The organism is Gluconobacter sp. ESL1110, from assembly GCF_058107395.1.
On the sequence record NZ_JBYLUK010000008.1, the window covers coordinates 714,974 to 732,073 of the forward strand.

Below are 17,100 nucleotides of genomic sequence, written 5' to 3' on the forward strand. Positions count from 1 at the left end.
GTTCAGGAGCACTCTCCCAATCGGTGTCTCTGGACAGGGAAAACTCCTACACCCTAAACTTGGCGCCTTCCCGTAACCCTGTCAGGCAGGCTCTCCTTTCATGCACGATCCCAAGCCCGAAACCGCTACCCTTCAAGCCGGTGAAGCCTCCATGCAGGCTCCTCTTCTGAAGGGGACTATGGGTCCGGACGTTGTGGATCTGCGCGGCGCCGCCCAAAAGCTTGGGGTCTTTTCCTTTGATCCGGGTCTGGTGGGGACAGCAACCTGCACCAGCGAAATTACCTTCATCGACGGAGATGAAGGAACGCTGCTGCATCGTGGGTATCCGATTGAAGACCTTGCCCTGAATGCAAGCTTCACCGAAACGGCCTATCTGCTGCTCTACGGACAGCTTCCCACAACGCCGCAATATCAAGCTTTTCAGGCCGATATGAATACACATCGGCTGCTGAACGAACAGATCCGCAATTTCTTTAACGGGTTTCGTCGTGATGCTCATCCCATGGCCATTCTCTGCGGCACGGTGGGGGCACTCTCCGCATTTTATCACGATGGTCTGGACATCTCTCAGGCCAAAGACCGGGATCTTTCAGCACGCCGCCTGATTGCAAAGGTGCCGACCATCGCAGCCTGGGCCTATAAATATTCCATCGGAGAACCGTTTATTTATCCAGATGAAGAAATGTCCTTCTCCGAGAACTTCCTGCACATGCTGTTCGCAAGACCCGGTAATCATTATCGCGTCAATCCGGTTCTAGCCCGCGCAATGGATCGTATTCTGCTTCTCCATGCAGATCATGAACAGAACGCCTCAACCACAACGGTCCGTCTTGTCGGCTCAACGGGCGCCAATCCCTATGCCTGTATTTCAGCAGGCATTGCGGCCCTATGGGGGCCCGCTCATGGCGGTGCGAATGAAGCAGCCCTGAATATGCTGGAATCCATCGGTACCCGCGATGGTATTCCGGCGTTCCTTGAGAAGGTGAAGGACCGCAATTCCGGTGTACGCCTGATGGGCTTCGGTCATCGCGTGTACAAAAACTTTGATCCCCGGGCGAAAATTCTTCAGGCCACCTGCCATGAAGTGATTTCCGAGCTGGGCCTGGAGCATGATCCGCTGCTGGATCTGGCCAAGGAGCTTGAGCGTGTCGCGACGGATGATGATTATTTCGTTAGCCGCAAGCTCTACCCAAACGTGGATTTCTATTCCGGCCTGATCCTCAAAGCCCTCGGTATCCCGACGAGCATGTTTACCGTGCTGTTCGCTGTTGCGCGCACCGTTGGCTGGGTCAGCCAGTGGAAAGAAATGATTGAGGATCCTGCTGGACGGATCACACGTCCACGGCAGCTTTACGTTGGGGAAGCGAAGCGGGACTTTGTCCCTATGAGCGAACGGGGCTGAAAAGCCCCCGCCCTTTCAGATCGTCTGATCAGCAATCACAGCCGGGGGTCTGGCCCTCGGCCTTGCGAACGACGTGATGGTCAATCCATTCCGCAACAAGGCGGCGTGCTTCCGTGATGGACGACTCAGGGTGATGGATACGGTAAAGCGTGGTGCATGCGGCAAAAGCCTGCATGTCCGGCTGACCGACCTCACGCAGTTCCTGATAGGCTGTTACGACGGCACGTTCGCATTTCCGGCCAATCCGGCTGGTTTCGATGCTCACTTTTGATCCTGCTTCAGAAGAGGAAAAACGGTCTTACTCCTTAGGGGGAGAGACCTGACTCCGCAAGCATAGATTGGCTCCCCCTATGACAGCAACAAGTGCGGGCGAATTTGGCACTACCCTTCACGCCTTGTGGCCGGTAAACCACAGAAAACGACGTCAGTGGAGAGCAGCATGACACAGCACGGAGATAGCCCGATCGCAGGCCGCACACAGTGGGATCGGGACGCAGCCCTGACCACGGCCCGCATCCTTCTTGAGATTAAAGCCGTCAACTTCCGCCCGGAAGAGCCTTACACCCTGACGTCAGGCTGGAAGTCTCCGGTCTATATCGATTGCCGCAAGATCATCTTCTTCCCACGTGCGCGCACGAAGATCATGGAACTGGCCGTTGAGAAAATCGGCCGTCACATCGGTTATGAAAGCATCGATGCGGTCGTCGGTGGCGAAACAGCCGGTATTCCGTTCGCTGCATGGATTGCAGACCGCATGATGACGCCGATGGCTTACGTCCGCAAAAAGCCGAAAGGCTTTGGCCGCAATGCACAGATCGAAGGTGATGTACCCGATGGCATGCGCACCCTGCTGGTCGAAGACCTGACGACAGACGGCGCATCCAAAATCCGATTCGCCAATGCCCTGCGCGATGCAGGCGCCATCGTGAACCACACCTTCGTCGTGTTCTTCTACGGCGTATTCCCCGGCGCGCATAAAACGCTGGCAGACATGGACATCTCCCTGCACGCCCTGTGCACCTGGTGGGACGTTCTCGAAGCCTGTGCAGGCGGCGATTACTTCTCCGAAAAAGACAGCGCCGAGGTTCGCCGTTTCCTTGAAGATCCCTGTGGCTGGTCCCGCAAGCATGGCGGTGTTGGCAGCGCCGAAGAAGCGCTGGCACTCAAGGCCAAAGCGGAAGGCTGACACCAGTGGGCTCACCTGCCCCTTCGTATCGATGCCTTGCCTTTGATTCGGGGATTGGAGGAATGGGTGTCGTGCAGGCTCTGCGCGATACCCTTCCAAACCTCACGATCGACTATCTGGCTGATACCGCGCTGTTTCCGTATGGCGAGCAGCCTGATGATCTTCTGACCGGCCGCATCGTCAGCCTACTCGAAGCAGCCTGTCGTGACGTTCAGCCAGACGTTCTGGTGATCGCCTGCAATACGGCAAGCACTATTGCCCTGCCAGCACTGCGGGAACGTCTTTCCATCCCTGTTGTGGGATGTGTCCCCCCCATCCGCTGGGCCGGGCGTGTTTCCAAAACCCGGACCGTTGGTCTGCTCTCCACGTCAGCAACAGCCCGGCGCCCCTACGTTCTGGAACTGCATCGCCAGTTTGCTTCAGATTGCCGTCTCATCACTCATGGTGCACGTGGACTGGCTGATCTGGCCGAACGCGCCTTTCTGGGCGATGACATTCCGGATACAGACGTCGAACGCGAACTGACCTGCCTGTTCGAGCAGCCTCATGGCGAGACCATCGATACGGTCGGACTTGGCTGCACGCATTACACGTTTCTGATGCCCGCTTTTCAGCGCCTTGCACGCCCAAATCTGAACTGGCTCGACCCGGCACCAGCCGTCGCCCGACAGGTTCGCATTGTTCTTGAGACCCTCACCCCAATCGCAACAGATAAAGTCACAGCACCGCCCCGTCTTTTCATGACAAGCGTACCATTCAATGCGCCACGTCTGGAAATCGCCGTAAGCCGCTTAGGTTTTTCGGAATGGTCTCTTTTCAGCCCGCTCGCACTAACGGTCTGAGAGCAAAGTCTGCGTCAGCCCTGAGCGGACTGACGCAGAACAGGTTTTTTAGCGCGCCCGGTTCACCGTGAACTGAACCGTCTCGATCAGAAGGCGACGCAGTTCGCTATCCGGGAAAATGGACAGGGCTTCAACAGCCGCATCCGCGTAGACCTGCGCCCGGGCGATTGTCGTGTTGATCGCACCCGTCTTTGCAATCAGTTCCAGAGCGTGAGGCAGATCAGCTTCCGTCTGCTCGCCTTCTCCAATGACGCGCTCCCAGAAAAGCCTGTCTTCCGGTGAGCCAGCCTCGTAGGCGGCTAGGACCGGGAGAGTAATCTTGCCTTCCCGCATGTCATCGCCAACGGTCTTGCCCAGAACCTGCTGGTCTGCGGCATAATCAAGGGCGTCATCAACAAGCTGGAACGCCATGCCCAGATTGGTGCCGAACTGTTCCAGAGCATCCTCTTCGGCATCCGGGCGTTCGGCCACAACAGCACCGACGCGGCAGGCAGCCGCAAACAGCGCAGCGGTTTTGCCGTGAATGACTTCGAGATACCGTTCAACAGGCGTCGTGAGATCATTCTGCACAACCATCTGAAGGACTTCACCCTCAGCAATTGTCGCAGATGCATCTGACAGGATCGCCATGACCTTGAGGGAGCCGTCTGCCGTCATAAGCTGGAACGAGCGGGCGAACAGAAAATCCCCAACCAGCACGGATGCCTTGTTGCCGAACACGGCATTGGCGGAGGCCAGTCCGCGACGCAACGTGCTTTCATCCACGACGTCATCATGCAGCAGGGTCGCGGTGTGAATAAACTCAACACAGGCTGCAAGACCGACATGACGCTGATGATCCGGTCCCGGCTGATAACCGCAGAGACGTGCAGAGGCCAACGTCAGCAACGGACGAAGGCGCTTGCCTCCGGCGGCGACAAGATGGGCGCCAAGCTGCGGGATCAGGGGAACCGGGCTCTCCATCCGAGCGATGATCGCGCGATTACAGGCCAGCATATCCTCTTCAAGGTAGGCAGAAAGTGCCGATAGCGCGCTCTCGCCCCCCGCACCCTGAACCACAGCTTTATCAACGGTTACGGCGGCATCCGGTGCGGCAGAATCCAAGGGTCTTTACTCCAGTTCCTGCATAACGCCCCGGGACTGCCCAGGACCATGCAGGCACGATATGATATGGCGCAGTCCCGTTCGTTCTTCCTGTATGGAAAAGCGACCGGGCCATGTTCACGCCGGACGACAGGTTGGAATGACCATATGAGCGGCAGCAGGAAGGCGGTCAACCCATTGCAGCCCCTTAAGACCTCCCTGACCAGCACTTCCGCCCCTTCTGAAAAAGAAAGGACCGGAACATTACTGGACGGACGACTCCGCTACACGCAGTTCCGGCAGGGATATCGCACTGGGCTGGAACCTGTCCTGATGGCGGCGGCCATTCCTGCAAGAGGAGGTGAGACCGTCCTTGAAGCGGGCTGCGGCGCTGGAGCCGGATTACTCTGCCTTGCAGCTCGTGTAGCGGGTGTCAGCGGCATTGGCCTTGAGGCAGATGGCGACACGGTGGAACTCGCTGCTCACAATTTCCTGAACAATCCCTTTCCAGACTCGCGAACACAGCTGTCTGTCGTTCAGGCCGTTCTGCCAGACATTCCATCCTCCCTGCGGGCAAAAGCTCCCACAGCCAATGGCCGCTTCCATCATGTGATGGCCAATCCTCCTTGGCACAGTGCCCACGGCACCCCGTCCCCGGACGAACGACGACGCCTTGCCCTCAGCACAGCAAACAGCGACCCACAGGCTTGGATTTCAGCCCTGAGCCGCTGGGTTCTCCCCGGCGGGACACTGACGTTCATCATATCCACGGCAATCGCAGACAGAGCCTGTCAGACACTTCTGGAAAATGGGTGTGGCTCAATCCAGCTCTACCCCTTCTGGCCCAAACAGGGACGGGAGGCGAAACTGGTGCTGGTTCAGGCTATCCATGGCGGAAAGAGTATTTTCCGCTTGAAGCCCGGACTGATCCTGCATGAAGAAGATGGCCGCTTTACCGCTGCGGCCGAACGGGTCTTGAGACTGGGGGAAGCTCTACCCTGAAGCTGGCCTCCCCCAGGTGAATTACTCGAAGACGCTTCCTTCGAAAGCTTCTTCCCATGTACCAGATGTAGAGGCCCGGGAATATTCGGTAGAGCGGTTCTCAAAGAAGTTGGCATGCTCAACAGCGTTCAGCATGTCGTCGATCCATGGCAGCGGGTTTTCTTCCACGCCATAAACAGGGTCCAGACCAAGCTGTGTCAAACGACGGTCTGCGATGAACCGGATATACGTTTTCACGTCCGCTGGCGTCATACCTTCGACTGGCCCCATTTCGAAGCACAGATCAATGAACGCATCTTCGTGCTCAACGGTCGTCTTGCAGATCTGGGTCAGTTCCTCGCGGAAATCTTCCGTCCACAGTTCCGGATTTTCACGAATGAACGTACGGAACAGGCGGATCATGGACAGGCAGTGCAGCGTTTCATCACGCACCGACCAGGACACGATCTGCCCCATACCCTTCAGCTTGTTGAAGCGCGGGAAGTTCAGCAGGATCGCGAAGGAAGCGAAAAGCTGAAGCCCTTCCATGAACGCACCGAAAGCCGCCATGGTCTTGGCGATTTCGCGCTTGTTCGCGATGTTGAAGGACTGCATGAAATCATACTTGTCCTTCATCTCCTTGTACTTCAGGAACGCGGAATACTCTGTTTCCGGCATCCCGATCGTATCGAGAAGATGCGAGTAGGCCGCTATGTGAACCGTCTCGATGTTCGAAAAGGACGACAGCATCATCAGCACTTCGGTCGGTTTGAAGACCTGGCTGTAGTACTTCATGTACGCTGAGTTCACTTCCACGTCCGACTGGGTGAAGAAGCGGAAAATCTGCGTCACGAGATGGCGTTCGGCTTCCGTCAGCGTGCGGTGCCAGTCCTTCACGTCATCAGCCAGCGGAACTTCTTCCGGCAGCCAGTGAACACGCTGCTGGGTCAGCCATGCATCATAAGCCCAAGGATAGCGAAACGGTTTGTAAACCGGGTTCGCGGTCATCAGGTCATAGTGCTCGGGTGCTGGCGTTTCACCAGCAGTCGGGGTCGGGTTGCTCATGACCTTACTTTCCTCAAAGACACGTTCCCCCCTGTGACCACTCGCCTTCCCTCACAGGAAGACGAATACATGGAAATCCGTGTTTTTCAATACCTTAGACAGTCCGGAGACCATGATCCGGGCGCAGCTCTGCTCAACCCCGGTCATCCAGAATCATTCTTGGAGGGATCATAACGTCCGACGGAGCATCAGTCGACATTCCATTCTCTTGTGGGACGAAAACACGAAGGTTATGCAAGAAGTGCAACCCTCCAGGCGGAGCCTCTATGTCCCAGAAACCGCGCTGCTTCTGGCCGCGCTCCCATCTTCTCGCGCTCGTCCTTCTGCCCATCTGCGTCTATCTGCCCGAATGGCTCGGATTTTTTTCTACCGATCCAATGATGACGACGTCCTTGATGGTCTCGAATGCCGCGGCAGCTTCCAAAGCGCTCATTCCGGGCAACCCTGGTTGGATTGACGGGTGCGCCGGGGTTTTTGTGGAAGCCCTTGGGCGACTGGTCGCACGGGACTGGGCGCATGGTATTATCCCCTGGTGGAATCCCTATAGCGGGGTTGGCATGCCGCTGGCCGGCGAATACCAACCCGCCGCGTTTTTTCTTCCTTTCGTGCTGTTTCTGGGCCTTCCGAACGGCTTACTGATGATGAAGTGCACGCTTCAGATCATCGCCGGACTTTCAACATATGCCCTCCTGAAACAACTTCGCCTTGATGCACGCGCTGCCCTGATCGGCGCACTTCTCTATGCCTTCAATGGAACTTACGCCTGGGCTTCAGACGGCCCCTCCGAGCCAATCGCCTTTCTGCCACTCGCGCTTTATGGGGTAGAACGCGCCCGCACGGGAAACTGGGGCTGGCTGGCTCTGGGGCTGGCCTATCTTCTTCTGGCGGGATTTCCGGAAACGGCTTTTCTTCTTGGACTGATCGCTCTTGGGCAGGCGGTTCTCCGCTTTTTCCAGACGGGCTCAGGCAAGTTACGCTTTGCCCTGCATATTACCCTTGGCGGCATCACGGCGGGCCTGATTGCTGCTCCACAGCTTCTGGCTTTCCTGACTTTTCTGCCTCATGCCGATGTTGGCTTTCATGCCGGGATCAATGATGATGCGCTCCCTCATCAGACATGGGCCATGCTGCTCTTCCCTTACATCAACGGCCCCATATTTTATGGGGCGGAACTGGATGCATGGTATGCCTTGGGGGGATATTGCGGTCTTGTTGTTCCATTTCTGGCCCTGTGTGCAACAGGGGGGAAGAAAGAACGTGCACTGCGCTTCCTGCTACTTGGCATCATCATCGCTGTCGTTAGCAAACAGGCTGGCGTTCCCTTTCTGACCCAGCTTGTGGATCTGATTCCAGGGGTGGGACACACGGTTTTCTACCGCCTGTGCGAACCCATGGTAGAAAGCTGTTTGATCCTGCTGGCGGCTTTTACGCTGGATGACATGTTTCGGGGCATATGGCGGCGCAATGCGCTTGTGCTCTCCGCTTTTACACTCAGTGCCCTGGTTATAGTGGCGTATCTTCTGGACCGTTCGGCACTGGAACGACTTCGTTCTTTTTCCGCTCCGCCCTTACCCTCCCATATGTATGCAACAAGCTCGTTGATTTTCGGGCTACTTTGCCTCATTGCCGCTCTGGCGCTCTTCTGGTGCAGAAAGCCTCCGATGGCCTTGGGACTTATGGCCCTTTGTGAAAGCCTTGCCCTGTTCGGTTTTCCTCTTCTCAGCGCCTACCCGGAAGCCCCCCGTCCCGATCAATCCCTCATCACCGCCCTTCGAGCAGAAACCGGACTTCAACGTTTCGTCACTATAGGTCCGGTCGAACCAAATTATGGTGCATATCTTGGCATCGCCTCCATCAACCATAATGCCATCCCGACGCCAAAAGCATGGATCCAGCGACTGAGACAGGATTTCGGTTCCAAGGTCGATTCCGTAACCTTCAATGGGTCCTACCCATTTACCGAAAGCGGGGATGCCTTTCTGGAAACTTTTCTGGCAAACCGTCCGGATCTATTTTCCAAGCTTGGCGTCTCGGCCCTTCTGGTCATGCCGGGGCAGGGTCTGCCCAGCATCACACCCTTTTCTCTAAAAGATCGTCAGCTTGGTGGATTTCCCCTGATTCCAACATCGTCAGACGTCAGAATTGACATTTCCTCCTGGGAAAAGCCTTCCAGCAAACTGGCCCTCCTCCAGTTGGGAACCTACAGCGGTCATTCAGACGGCTTTCTCGCCCTGTCCATCTGTTCCGATCAGGAATGCGCTACGGGTCAAGCTGCATTGAAACAGGCAAAGGATAACGGTCTAGCAGCGATTGAGCTGGACAGAATGATCCCGCCCGATGCCCGGACCCTGACATTGAGTCTCAAGAACGCAACTACAGGCGTGATGATCTGGTCCACTGTGAAAGATCAGATCGCCTGGCCACGCATTCGTTTCGAAACAGAAGCAGTGCGCGAAACCATGATACCCGTTTTACAGACAGCCGCCGGAGACCTGGTCCGACTAAAGAACCCGGCTCCCTATTTCGAGACTGAAGCGCCTTGCGCTTTAACGCCGCTGGACCGGGAGACTCTTTCTGCACAATGCGAGAAACCTACTCATCTAATCCGCCGGGAAATCATGCTGCCAGGCTGGAAAGCAGACATAAACGGGACTTCCATCATTCCAGGAACATGGGATGGGTTGTTTGAGCGTATCCCTCTCCCTGCTGGTAACAGCCAGATCCACTTCCATTTTGCCCCTCCCGGAGCAACCTTGGCATGGATCGCCACAGCGTTGGGGATGATCCTGCTGATCATGGGGTTCCGCCGCCGCACTCACCGGACCTGAAACGCCCTGCACAAAAAAATCCCAGCCCTCGAATGAGGAACTGGGATTTTTCAGCAGACTGTGTCGACTGACCTTACTGACAGGCGAGGCATTCTTCGTAATCACCACTGCTCATCTTGCCGCGCGGAGCAGCCTGTGCCGTGGCTTCATACTTCTCGTCTTCCAGAATATCGCTCTTCACGGCCAGCGTGGAGACCGCATCAGCACGCTGCACCGACAGGGAACGGCAGTAATACAGAGACTTCAGGCCTTTCTTCCACGCCTGGAAGTGGATCTGGTGTAGGTCGCGCTTATGCACATCTGCGGGCAGGAAGAGATTGACCGACTGTGCCTGACAGATGAACGGCGCACGGTCAGCAGCGTGTTCGACAACCCAGCGCTGATCCAGTTCGAACGCCGTCTTGAAGACGTCCTTTTCGTCCTGCGTCAGGAAGTCCAGATGCTGAACAGAGCCTTTGCTCAGGGTGATGTCAGACCAGACTTTGTCCGTGTTCTGGCCGCGCTCTTCAAGAATCGTGGTCAGATGACGGTTACGGACCGAGAACGAGCCGGACAGCGTCTTCTGAAGGAAAACGTTGGCGCTGATCGGCTCGATGCCCGGGCTGGCATTGCCTGTAATGATGGAAATGGAGGCCGTCGGAGCAATCGCCAGCTTATGCGAGAAACGCTCCATGAAGCCGTATTCTTCGGCATCCGGGCATGGACCACGCAGTTCCGCCAGCTTCTTTGACGCCGCATCGGCCTGGGCGCGGATATGCTGGAAGATCTTCTTGTTCCAGACCTTCGCCATCACGCTCTCGAACGGGATCATCCGAGCCTGAAGGAAGGAATGGAAACCCATCACACCGAGACCAACAGACCGCTCACGAGCAGCAGCATACTTGGCACGCGCCATGTCATCCGGCGCACGGTCGATAAAGTCCTGTAGGACGTTGTCGAGGAACAGCATGACGTCCTCGATGAACTGCGGATCGTCTTTCCACTCGTCCCAGGTTTCCAAGTTCAGGGAAGACAGGCAGCAGACAGCCGTACGATTCTTGCCGTGATGGTCAATCCCGGTCGGCAGCGTGATTTCTGCGCAGAGATTGGAGGTCTTGACCTCAAGACCGGCCAGCTTGTGATGCTCCGGACGGGCGCGGTTCACATGGTCCGAATAAATGACGTACGGCTCGCCCTGCTCCATCCGGGCCGTCAGGATACGGATCCAGAGCGCGCGGGCCGAGACCTTGCGGATAATGCTGTGATCCTTCGGGGAGAGCAGAGCCCATTCCTCGTCAGCCTCGACGGCCCGCATGAAGGCATCGGTAACCAGCACGCCATGATGCAGGTTCAGGGCCTTACGGTTCGGATCACCACCCGTCGGGCGGCGCATTTCCGTGAATTCTTCGATTTCAGGATGCCAGACCGGCAGATATACGGCCGCAGAACCACGACGCAGGGAGCCCTGTGAGATGGCCAGTGTCAGGCTGTCCATTACGCGGATAAACGGAATGACACCTGACGTCTTGCCGTTACGGCCGATGTTCTCACCAATCGAACGCAGATTGCCCCAATAGGACCCAATCCCGCCGCCCTTGGAGGCGAGCCAGACGTTCTCGTTCCAGAGACCAACAATGCCTTCAAGGCTGTCTTCAGCTTCATTCAGGAAGCAGGAGATCGGCAGACCACGAGACGTGCCACCATTGGACAGGATCGGCGTGGCTGGCATGAACCAGTGACGGGAAATATAGTCATAGATGCGCTGGGCATGGCCCTGATCGGCACCGTAATAGGACGCAACGCGCGCAAACAGATCCTGATAATGCTCACCGGGCAGCAGATAGCGATTGTCCAGCGTCGCCTTACCGAAATCCGTCAGCAGGGCGTCACGTGAACGATCCACCCGCACGGCATGATGACCGGGAAGCTGGACGACATCGTCGAACATATCCGGCGTTTCGTCCCCACCCCCAACAGCAGGCTCACCAACAGGATGGTCAACAGGCGGTAGCACGTCATGCGGTCGGTCGGCCGTGTGTGGCGTGTCCATCGTCACGTCATGAAGTGTCATTGCGCTCTGCTCCGGCGGTCTGTTTTTTTCGATTTGATGACCCTCCAATTCCACACTCGCCGTGCCCACTGCAAGCGAACTCTTCGCTTGCAAAATGAAAAGACCTGTGAATTTGGAGTCATCCATATCTAGGGGCAAAAATGATCCACACCCCTATATATTGGGGCAATCGCAGAAAACTGCCATGAGTTCCCATTCATCCCCAAGCAGTTTTCGGACCGTGACATCACAACCACAGAGGGAAACGATTTTAACGGCAACCGAAGACCGGCTCCTCACGTTGGAGACCCCGACCCCAACACGCGGAGAGCGTCTCATGACCATCAACAAGAAAGCTTCGGCTCACTGGAGCGGCACCATCAAGGAAGGCAAAGGCACCATCTCGACGCAGAGCGGCGCCCTTCAGGATCAGCCTTATGGTTTCAACACGCGATTCGAAGACAAGCCCGGCACGAACCCGGAAGAACTGCTCGGCGCGGCCCATGCGAGCTGCTTCACAATGGCGCTATCTCTGATTCTAGGTGAGGCAGGCTTTACGGCCGACTCTCTCGATACGGAGTCGACAATTTCCCTGGATAAGGTTGGTGATGGCTTCGCCGTTACGAAGGCCCATCTGACACTTCGCGGCGTAGTTCCGAACGCGACGGAATCTGACTTCCTCGATGCTGCCAACAAGGCGAAGATCGGCTGCCCGATGTCCAAGGTTCTCAATACAGAGATCACCCTGGACGCCAAACTCGCCAACTAAAGCGGAGAGGCTGGGATCAGTTATCCCAGCCGCACTGCGCATGATTGCGCAACAGATGGTCTGCCAGAACACAGGCCATCATGGCTTCCGCCACCGGCACGGCACGAATACCGATACACGGATCGTGCCGTCCTTTGGTGCGAACCTCCACCGAATCCCCTGCACTATTAATGCTGGGCACCGGCGTCAGGATCGAACTGGTTGGCTTGATGGCAAAGCGGGCCACGATCGGTTGCCCTGTGGAGATACCTCCAAGGATGCCGCCCGCATGGTTTGACGCGAACTGCGGCCCCGGCGCGATCGGGTCTGCGTTCTGCTCACCACGAAGAGCAGCGACGGCAAAACCATCACCGATCTCAACGCCCTTCACACCGTTGATGCCCATCAGAGCACCGGCAAGATCTGCATCCAGTTTGCCATAGACTGGCGCACCAAGACCCGGCGGCAGGCCTTCAGCAACAACCTCAACAGTCGCCCCAATGGATGATCCATCCTTGCGAATGGAGTCGAGCAGCTCTTCCCATGGACCAACGCTTGCAGCATCCGGGCACCAGAGCGGGTTTCGCTCCACTTCGTCCCAGTCCCAACGGGTCGGATCAATCGTCTGATCGCCGATCCCTGTCAGGGCCGCGCGAATCTTTACGCCCTCCCCGATCAGAGTTTTCAGCAACACACGGGCCACGGCACCGGCCGCAACACGCATGGCCGTTTCACGAGCGGACGAGCGACCACCACCACGGTAATCGCGGATGCCATATTTCAGATCGTAAGCAATATCGGCATGGCCCGGACGATAACTCTGGGCAATCTCACCATAATCTTTCGACCGTTGATCGGTATTCTCGATCATGAGCGAGATGGGCGTGCCAGTCGTCTGGCCTTCAAAGACCCCCGACAGGATCCGGACCTGATCCGGCTCCCGCCGCTGGGTGGTAAAGCGGGACTGCCCCGGCCGACGACGGTCAAGCCAGGGCTGGATGTCCGCTTCGGACAGCTTCAGGCGGGGCGGGCAGCCATCCACGACACAGCCAATGGCTGGCCCGTGGCTCTCACCCCAGGTGGTAACGCGAAAGAGTTGCCCGAAGCTGTTGTCTGACATGTCAGTCCCCGGAACTGACAGCTGCGATATCCGGAGCGGCCGGGTTCTTCATGCCAACCGTGTGATAGCCGCAATCCACATGATGAATTTCGCCCGTCACGCCGCTGGAAAGATCGGAGAGCAGGTACATGCCCGAACCGCCAACATCCTTCAGGGTCACGTTACGCTCCATCGGGGCGTTGAGCTGGTTCCAGCGCAGGATATAGCGGAAGTCACTGATACCATTGGCCGCCAGCGTCATGATCGGGCCTGCGGAGATCCCGTTCACACGGATATCGTCACGACCAAGGTCAGCCGCCATGTAACGCACGGAGGCTTCAAGAGCGGCCTTGGCAACACCCATGACGTTGTAATGCGGCATGACGCGCTCGGCACCGAGATAGGTCATGCTCAGGAACGAGCCGCCGGCATTCATCATGGCAGACGCACGACGGGCGACGGACACAAAAGAATAGCAGGAGATATCCATAGCCTGCAGGAAGGCATCACGCGGCGTATCGATGTAACGGCCACGCAGGTACTGCTTGTCAGCAAAAGCGATGGCGTGAAGCACGAAATCAATCTTGCCCCATACCTTTTCGATCTCATCGAACGTGGCGTCGATTGCGGCATCATCGCTGACGTCACAGGGCAGAACCAGATCAGAGCCAACGCTCTCTGCCAGCGGACGAACGCGCTTGCCAAGAGCCTCACCTTGGTAGGTAAAAGCCAGTTCGGCCCCCTGAGCAGCACACGCGCTGGCAATCGCCCAGGCGATGGAGTGCTTGTTCGCAACGCCCATAATGACACCGCGCTTACCCTTCATGAGGGTGCCGGTCACGGGAGCCGGGATGTTGTCTTCTGTTTCAGACATTGGAGGTTTCCTGAATCGCATTGGCGTATTAGCGCCGTGGTCGCACAAGAGATGCCAGCAAACAAGAGTAACACGACACTCAATGCCTCTTCGACGGCAGTTTTCAGCCGCAGTGTGGATTTCCAGCCCATGAGACAGGTCAAGGCATCTCTTCTTTCGTCCTCTATATAATGTAGGCGACACTATATTCGGGACCGTCGATTGATCGGCTCTGTTCCGGGAACCGGGCGGAACCGCTATGGTTCTTGTCCTGCCCTTTCGGGGCCGTCCCCGCTGCTTCAGGAGACTTCCATGCCCTCTCAGCCCCTTATCGATCTGACTGCCGATCCATTCGCACTGTTCGCGACATGGATGTCAGACGCGGAAGCGTCCGAGCCTAATGATCCCAACGCCATGGCTGTTGCAACCTCGACACCCGATGGTCGTCCCTCTGTGCGTATGCTTTTGCTTAAGGGCATGGATGAGCAAGGTTTTGTTTTTTACACAAATGTAGAGAGCCACAAGGGTCGCGATCTGCTGACCAACCCTCATGTCGCCCTGCTGTTCCACTGGAAATCCCTGCGTCGGCAGATCCGGATCGAAGGACCGGTTACGCAGGTCAGTGAAGAAGAGGCGGATGCGTATTTCGCCAGCCGCTCGCCCATGTCCCGCCTTGGGGCCATTGCCTCTGACCAGTCCCGCCCCTTGGATGATCGCAGCACGTTTGAAAAGCGCCTGAGGGCAGCGGAAGAAAAATATGGCGATGGTCCGATTCCGCGCCCGAACAACTGGACCGGTTTCCGCGTCCGTCCAGATGCCATCGAGTTCTGGCAGGACCGCCCTTTCCGCCTCCATGACCGTGCATTATGGACTCGTGATGGATCCGGATGGAACGTCACGCGTCTTTATCCGTAAAGAGACAGAACATCCTTTTCCATAGGTGGGGAGCCTTACGTTATGCTTATCGAAATCAAGAATATCCTTCTCCCCCTCACCGGGGCCGACGACCTTGACTCCGTCATGTCGGTCGCTCTGGACTTTGCACATCGTTTCAACGCGCATCTTTCTGCTGTCGTTGTCGGATCAGATCCGACCGAAGTGGCGACACTGGCCGGTGAAGGCATTTCTGCCGGCATGGTCACGGAAATGATCGACGCGGCAGCTACAGAAGCACATCGTCGCGCCATCAAGATTCGTCACAGCTTCGATACTTTCGTGCACCAGAACGGCATCCGCCGCGTCGAAGCCTCCAAAATTGGCATGACTCTTGGCGAAGGCGTCAGCGCCAGCCTCGAAGTCCTGGACGGAACGGAGCATGACGCCCTGACATGGCGTTCACGTCTGGCGGATATGACGCTCGTGCCGAATCTCATTTCCGCTACAGACCCCCGGGCCTCCGAGACGCTACACGCTATTCTTTTTGATAGCGGCCGCCCGCTTGTCATTGCGCCGCCAATCGTTCCCAAGACTGTTGGCCGCCGCATTGCCATTGCCTGGAATGGCACGCCTGAGGCGTCCCTCGCCCTGCGTTGTATCCTGCCATGGGCGCACACGGCAGAGGCCGTACAGGTTCTGACCTGTCAGGAATATCAGCGCCGCGGTCCAACGGGCGACGATGTGGTCCGTTATCTGCGGATGCACGGCATTTCCGCTACAACGCAGGCCTGCGACCCCATCAACAAGGACGTCGGCGCGGGCCTGCTCAAAGGCGCTGAAGATTTTGGCGCAGACATGCTCAGCATGGGCGCTTACTCTCACTCACGCCTGCGCCAGATGATCCTTGGCGGAGTCACGCGTCATATTCTTGAGAATATGAAACTGACTGTTCTCATGAGTCGCTGACATCAGATCATGCGTCCTTTCCGAGTGTTCTGCGTTGAAGTCGTCATCTGACGTTTCACACAGCCCTCCGGAAAGGACGTTCCATGCTTTCCCGCCTAGCCGCTCCGCTTTTCTGTCTTGCCGCTGTTACAGGCGCATCTGCTCAGGCCATGGATAACCGCCTGTCAGCGGATATCTCCTCATTCACTCTTCAGGAACCGTCCGGCCAACTAAGCCTGCATCTTGTTCCTTCCAGCACGCTGATCTCGGGCTACAGCAGCCCGTTTTATAGCCGCAACCCGCAAACGGGCGGCATAACACTTCATACTGATGGTCTTCAGCCGCCAGTCCGGGGCACAATTGCCCCCGAGACCCTCCTGCGCGAAAATTCAGCCTGGTACTTCCAGCAGACTTCTTCCGATCTGGAAGCCGCCCTGTACATCGACCGCATCCCAAAGAACGGCCGTATCACCATTGGGCGTCTGACGTCCCAGCAGGGGGCCATTGCCGAACTCAGAGTCGAAGGCGACAGGGTGCTGGCCATTGTGAACAACGGAGCCTCCACCCAAAATGTCGTCGTTGGCACCGTCTATCCGCAACAAACCGTCCGCTATTCCATCCACACAACACCTAATGGTTTGCTGTTGATCTCCGTTAACGGGACAACGAGCCATTTCTCGCTTCCCTCTGCCGCAACCACACAGGCGCTGTGGTTTGAAGCCATCGCAGGCGAACAGGGTTTCCATAGGCGGAGCCACTCGGACGCAGCCCGCGTAACGTTCACGGGACTTCAGGTTCACCATCAGGCAGCCTGACAATCTGTCACAGAGTTTTGCGAGCCAGCCCGGACCATGCTACCCGACTGCCCATGATATCGCCTGCGCGCATGATCCGTATCTGGCTGGGTGCCAGCCTGCGTTCCACACGCTGGCAGGTCAGCGGCTCAAAGGCCTCCCGGGATCTTCTGCTACAGCCAGATCAGGGAACGGTGGTCGCTTTCTGGCACCGCTCCCTGACCCTGGCTCCGGCGCTCTGGTTCTGGGCAACCGCTCATGAACCTCGCTTGAAACTCAGAGTTCTCATCTCCCGGAATGCCGATGGCCTGCTGATTGCCGACGCTGTCCGTCCGTGGGGAATTATTGGCATCCACGGATCATCTTCCA

16 protein-coding genes are annotated in these 17,100 nt (G+C 57.1%); 10 read left to right on the forward strand and 6 right to left on the reverse strand.

The annotated features are described in order from the left end of the window. Positions 1-100 precede the first annotated feature (100 nt). A complete protein-coding gene (locus AC3B6F_RS11770; RefSeq protein WP_023945420.1) occupies positions 101-1,402 on the forward strand; it encodes a citrate synthase in 1,302 nt (433 codons plus the stop codon). A 28-nt stretch (positions 1,403-1,430) separates the two neighbouring features. On the opposite strand, the gene AC3B6F_RS11775 is transcribed toward AC3B6F_RS11770, so the two are convergent. After that, on the reverse strand, positions 1,431-1,667 hold the full coding sequence (locus AC3B6F_RS11775; RefSeq protein ID WP_010502440.1) for a hypothetical protein: 237 nt from the start codon (positions 1,665-1,667) through the stop codon (positions 1,431-1,433). Between the two features lie 174 nt (positions 1,668-1,841). Here AC3B6F_RS11775 and AC3B6F_RS11780 point away from each other — a divergent pair, with 174 nt between their 5' ends. Both AC3B6F_RS11780 and murI read left to right on the forward strand, forming a co-directional pair. Next, complete coding sequence (locus AC3B6F_RS11780) at positions 1,842-2,588, forward strand: orotate phosphoribosyltransferase (protein ID WP_010502438.1); 747 nt, start codon at positions 1,842-1,844, stop codon at positions 2,586-2,588. Between the two features lie 5 nt (positions 2,589-2,593). Further along, positions 2,594-3,430 (forward strand): glutamate racemase, encoded by an 837-nt coding sequence (gene murI, locus AC3B6F_RS11785; protein ID WP_489824490.1) that lies wholly within the window; start codon positions 2,594-2,596, stop codon positions 3,428-3,430. 48 nt (positions 3,431-3,478) lie between these two features. On the opposite strand, the gene AC3B6F_RS11790 is transcribed toward murI, so the two are convergent. After that, complete coding sequence (locus AC3B6F_RS11790) at positions 3,479-4,534, reverse strand: polyprenyl synthetase family protein (RefSeq protein ID WP_010502434.1); 1,056 nt, start codon at positions 4,532-4,534, stop codon at positions 3,479-3,481. 48 nt (positions 4,535-4,582) lie between these two features. On the opposite strand from AC3B6F_RS11790, the gene AC3B6F_RS11795 reads away from it, so the two are divergent. Then, positions 4,583-5,515: a tRNA1(Val) (adenine(37)-N6)-methyltransferase gene (locus AC3B6F_RS11795; RefSeq protein ID WP_489824491.1), complete on the forward strand. Its 933-nt coding sequence runs from the start codon at positions 4,583-4,585 to the stop codon at positions 5,513-5,515. Positions 5,516-5,536: 21 nt separating this feature from the next. Here AC3B6F_RS11795 and AC3B6F_RS11800 read toward each other — a convergent pair whose 3' ends face one another. Continuing rightward, positions 5,537-6,559 carry a ribonucleotide-diphosphate reductase subunit beta gene (locus AC3B6F_RS11800; protein WP_023945411.1) on the reverse strand — a complete coding sequence of 341 codons (1,023 nt, stop codon included), beginning with the start codon at positions 6,557-6,559 and terminating at the stop codon, positions 5,537-5,539. Positions 6,560-6,825: 266 nt separating this feature from the next. On the opposite strand from AC3B6F_RS11800, the gene AC3B6F_RS11805 reads away from it, so the two are divergent. Continuing rightward, positions 6,826-9,387, forward strand: coding sequence for a hypothetical protein (locus AC3B6F_RS11805; protein WP_489824492.1), 2,562 nt, complete (start codon positions 6,826-6,828; stop codon positions 9,385-9,387). A 73-nt stretch (positions 9,388-9,460) separates the two neighbouring features. Here the strand turns inward: AC3B6F_RS11805 and AC3B6F_RS11810 are convergent, their stop codons facing one another. Further along, positions 9,461-11,314: a ribonucleoside-diphosphate reductase subunit alpha gene (locus AC3B6F_RS11810; protein ID WP_226993245.1), complete on the reverse strand. Its 1,854-nt coding sequence runs from the start codon at positions 11,312-11,314 to the stop codon at positions 9,461-9,463. Positions 11,315-11,753: 439 nt separating this feature from the next. On the opposite strand from AC3B6F_RS11810, the gene AC3B6F_RS11815 reads away from it, so the two are divergent. Continuing rightward, a complete protein-coding gene (locus AC3B6F_RS11815) occupies positions 11,754-12,185 on the forward strand; it encodes an OsmC family protein (protein ID WP_489824493.1) in 432 nt (143 codons plus the stop codon). A 16-nt stretch (positions 12,186-12,201) separates the two neighbouring features. Here AC3B6F_RS11815 and aroC read toward each other — a convergent pair whose 3' ends face one another. Both aroC and fabI read right to left on the reverse strand, forming a co-directional pair. Continuing rightward, positions 12,202-13,284: a chorismate synthase gene (aroC, locus tag AC3B6F_RS11820; RefSeq protein ID WP_489824494.1), complete on the reverse strand. Its 1,083-nt coding sequence runs from the start codon at positions 13,282-13,284 to the stop codon at positions 12,202-12,204. A 1-nt stretch (position 13,285) separates the two neighbouring features. Beyond that, entirely contained in the window at positions 13,286-14,137 is an 852-nt protein-coding gene (gene fabI, locus AC3B6F_RS11825; protein WP_015074825.1) for an enoyl-ACP reductase FabI, read from the reverse strand. A 291-nt stretch (positions 14,138-14,428) separates the two neighbouring features. Between fabI and pdxH the strand changes: the two genes are divergently transcribed. The 4 genes from pdxH to AC3B6F_RS11845 form a co-directional block, all read left to right on the forward strand. After that, positions 14,429-15,031: a pyridoxamine 5'-phosphate oxidase gene (gene pdxH / locus AC3B6F_RS11830; protein ID WP_415514666.1), complete on the forward strand. Its 603-nt coding sequence runs from the start codon at positions 14,429-14,431 to the stop codon at positions 15,029-15,031. Between the two features lie 42 nt (positions 15,032-15,073). Continuing rightward, positions 15,074-15,958: a universal stress protein gene (locus AC3B6F_RS11835; protein WP_062016458.1), complete on the forward strand. Its 885-nt coding sequence runs from the start codon at positions 15,074-15,076 to the stop codon at positions 15,956-15,958. 83 nt (positions 15,959-16,041) lie between these two features. Further along, positions 16,042-16,752 (forward strand): polysaccharide lyase family 7 protein, encoded by a 711-nt coding sequence (locus AC3B6F_RS11840; RefSeq protein WP_489824496.1) that lies wholly within the window; start codon positions 16,042-16,044, stop codon positions 16,750-16,752. 71 nt (positions 16,753-16,823) lie between these two features. Continuing rightward, positions 16,824-17,100 (forward strand): lysophospholipid acyltransferase family protein (locus AC3B6F_RS11845; protein ID WP_489824497.1); only part of this gene is annotated, 277 nt, incomplete at its 3' end.

Bases quoted from the DNA above. Each gene is read 5' to 3' on its own strand.
- AC3B6F_RS11805 (WP_489824492.1), top strand. From the start codon at position 6,826: ATGTCCCAGAAACCGCGCTGCTTCTGGCCGCGCTCCCATCTTCTCGCG.
- AC3B6F_RS11780 (WP_010502438.1), top strand. From the start codon at position 1,842: ATGACACAGCACGGAGATAGCCCGATCGCAGGCCGCACACAGTGGGAT.
- AC3B6F_RS11770 (WP_023945420.1), top strand. From the start codon at position 101: ATGCACGATCCCAAGCCCGAAACCGCTACCCTTCAAGCCGGTGAAGCC.
- pdxH (WP_415514666.1), top strand. From the start codon at position 14,429: ATGCCCTCTCAGCCCCTTATCGATCTGACTGCCGATCCATTCGCACTG.
- AC3B6F_RS11815 (WP_489824493.1), top strand. From the start codon at position 11,754: ATGACCATCAACAAGAAAGCTTCGGCTCACTGGAGCGGCACCATCAAG.
- fabI (WP_015074825.1), bottom strand. From the start codon at position 14,137: ATGTCTGAAACAGAAGACAACATCCCGGCTCCCGTGACCGGCACCCTC.
- AC3B6F_RS11800 (WP_023945411.1), bottom strand. From the start codon at position 6,559: ATGAGCAACCCGACCCCGACTGCTGGTGAAACGCCAGCACCCGAGCAC.
- AC3B6F_RS11835 (WP_062016458.1), top strand. From the start codon at position 15,074: ATGCTTATCGAAATCAAGAATATCCTTCTCCCCCTCACCGGGGCCGAC.
- AC3B6F_RS11810 (WP_226993245.1), bottom strand. From the start codon at position 11,314: ATGTTCGACGATGTCGTCCAGCTTCCCGGTCATCATGCCGTGCGGGTG.
- AC3B6F_RS11840 (WP_489824496.1), top strand. From the start codon at position 16,042: ATGCTTTCCCGCCTAGCCGCTCCGCTTTTCTGTCTTGCCGCTGTTACA.
- aroC (WP_489824494.1), bottom strand. From the start codon at position 13,284: ATGTCAGACAACAGCTTCGGGCAACTCTTTCGCGTTACCACCTGGGGT.
- AC3B6F_RS11795 (WP_489824491.1), top strand. From the start codon at position 4,583: ATGCAGGCACGATATGATATGGCGCAGTCCCGTTCGTTCTTCCTGTAT.